This window comes from Methanospirillum sp. (genome assembly GCF_035560735.1).
GTDB lineage: Archaea > Halobacteriota > Methanomicrobia > Methanomicrobiales > Methanospirillaceae > Methanospirillum.
Genome location: NZ_DATMYY010000320.1, coordinates 1 through 2,468 on the forward strand (window position 1 = coordinate 1; position 2,468 = coordinate 2,468).

Here is a 2,468-nt window from a genome sequence, read left to right on the forward strand (position 1 = left end):
CGTTTGTACTGTAGAATACAATGGTAAAAATTCCATTATCAGGTTCCATACTAATCCGCAGTTAATCAATTTTGACACATCTTCATTTGCAGATAAATATCCGTCATTTTGGAAAATAGTTGAGCCGACACTGGAGGGAACATCAAATGGCGGATATTATGACTGGCCTGATCCAGATGGGGTTACCAGATCCAAATACATGTACATACAACCCATTGGAGTCCCAACTGCTGATGGAGTGATGTTACAGACCTCTGCAACGACTTATATGGAAGAGTTTACTGTACCATCTAAACAGCTCGAGCAAAAACTCAATTCTTCGATTCAGCAGACGGTAAATAGTATAAAAATTGCAACAGAAAGCATGAGTTCAAGTAATACTATACTGCTGATTACAATTATCACCATGATCATCGTCATTATCATCGTATGTATAATGGCCATGAGCATTTCCAGACCAATTAAACAACTGACAGAGATTGCTGACAAAGTAAGTATGGGTGATCTTCAAACCAAAATTGACGTTCACACCAATGATGAGATTAATGATCTGGCTGAATCCTTTAGACGGATGATCAATGCTTTTAAGATGATGGTCTCTATGCAGGAAGATCAGGAGGAAGAAAAATGAGTCTAGATACCGATATAACAACCATCCTGGCAAAAAGTATCGGTCCTTCTGCACCGATTTTTCTCAAGCAGGTTTGTATAAAGATGAAGAAATCACCTGCAGATTTGACCAAAGCCGATATGGATGCTCTGATAGAGTTAATTTACGAAGGTGTGAAGAAGACGCTGGGTGATGAAACAGCCCTGAAGATCAAAGAAAATCTGAAGACCATGAAATAAATATCTCTCTATTTTTTCGCATAGGGAGATACGGGAATACTTGAAATCATGACTAATGCTGTTCATTCAACCAATACCAAGAAAATGAAGAAACCTCCATTCAAACTCCCTATGGTAGAAGATGAGCAACTTAGATCCTTTTATGAAACGTTCCCGATTGGTCTGTACCGAACCTCCCCGGAAGGTTCATTTCTGGATTTCAATTCTGCTTTAATACAACTCCTCGGATATCCTGATCGGGATACCCTGATGGCAGTACCGCTACCTGCCTTATACTATCATCCAGATACCCGGATAAAATGGATGCAGATTATGAACCATGATGGGATTTTACGTAACTTTGAGATACAACTCATCAAGTTTAATGGTACTCATATCTGGGTAAAAAACACCGGGAAAGCATTTTTTGATGAAAGCGGTACTGTCAGATATTATGAAGGCAGTATTGAAGACATATCTGAACGGAAACAGATTGAGGATGACCTGAAACAGTCTAATGAAGAACTTCATGTAAAGACTGAAGAATTAACTGCAAAAGAACAGGAACTACGTGGAAATTTCCAGGAACTGCTCAAAAAAGAGCAGGAACTCATGGTGATCATGGAACGGAATAGCACAATTCTTGATGCTATTCCGGATATCATGTTTATTATCTCTGATGAAGGAGTATTCCTTGACTCCCATATACCAAAACTGTCATCTTCATCTGACCAAATAGACTTTGTCGGGAAAAACATCCGAACCATTGGTCTATCTAGTGAAATGATTGAAGTATTTCAACAGAAGATTGCTCAGACCCTTAAGGATAAGGATCTATGTCAGTTTGAGTATGAGCATATTCTGTCAGGTCGTAGAAAGTACTACGAAGCACGACTCAAGATCCTGAATGAACACCAGGTATTGATTATCGACCGGGATATCACCGATCGAAAGGAACAGGATATAAAAATCAAGGATGCCATTTCCCAGATCAATACCAACATGGAAACCCTATCTACATTGAATGACCAGATTCGAAATCCCCTCACTATTATCAGTACACTCACAGATGACGTAGAGAAGACTATTGCTGATAAGATCAATCAGCAGGTGGATGCTATTGATCATATTATCGACCTTCTTGATCAGAGGCTGATAAGGTCAGAAAAGATCCGGAATTTTCTGTTGAAACATTATTTGATTCCTATTAAACAGTTAACCGAGGTTGCAAACCGTGTAAGTATGGGAGATCTTGAAGCAGATGTAGAAAAGATCTCCTGTGAAGAGATTGATGAGTTGACTGATTCATTCAAACGGATGATAAATGCGTTTAAAATTATGGAAGCCATAAATTCACAGTTACAAGGGGATGAGGAGCAATCAGAAGAGACCTTGGATTTTTTGATGGAACATTATGTAAGACCGGTTCAAAAACTTACAGAAATTGCAAAGCAGATTAGTATGGGTGATTTAAATACCGAGATTAATGTTGAAACCCGGAATAGTGAAATCGGGGAATTGGTCGAGTCTTTCAGACGTTTAATTAATGCATTTAAGATCATGAATGCCATGAATCAGGAGGATAATGGATAATTATAACGTCAGATTACCTGAACCGGATAATTTTGGATATTAAGGAT

Annotated in this window: 3 protein-coding genes; all 3 read left to right on the top strand. The window is 38.5% G+C overall.

Features of this window, described 5'->3' with window-relative positions:
• Window positions 1–631 (top strand): HAMP domain-containing protein (locus tag VN429_RS09360; protein ID WP_325632528.1); only part of this gene is annotated, 631 nt, incomplete at its 5' end.
• The gene (locus tag VN429_RS09365) at window positions 628–849 is read left to right on the top strand and encodes a hypothetical protein (RefSeq protein WP_325632531.1); all 222 of its coding nucleotides are present in this window, start codon (window positions 628–630) and stop codon (window positions 847–849) included. The genes VN429_RS09360 and VN429_RS09365, both read left to right, overlap by 4 nt.
• 48 nt (window positions 850–897) lie before the next feature.
• Window positions 898–2,421, top strand: coding sequence for a HAMP domain-containing protein (locus VN429_RS09370; RefSeq protein ID WP_325632536.1), 1,524 nt, complete (start codon window positions 898–900; stop codon window positions 2,419–2,421).
• Window positions 2,422–2,468 lie beyond the last annotated feature (47 nt).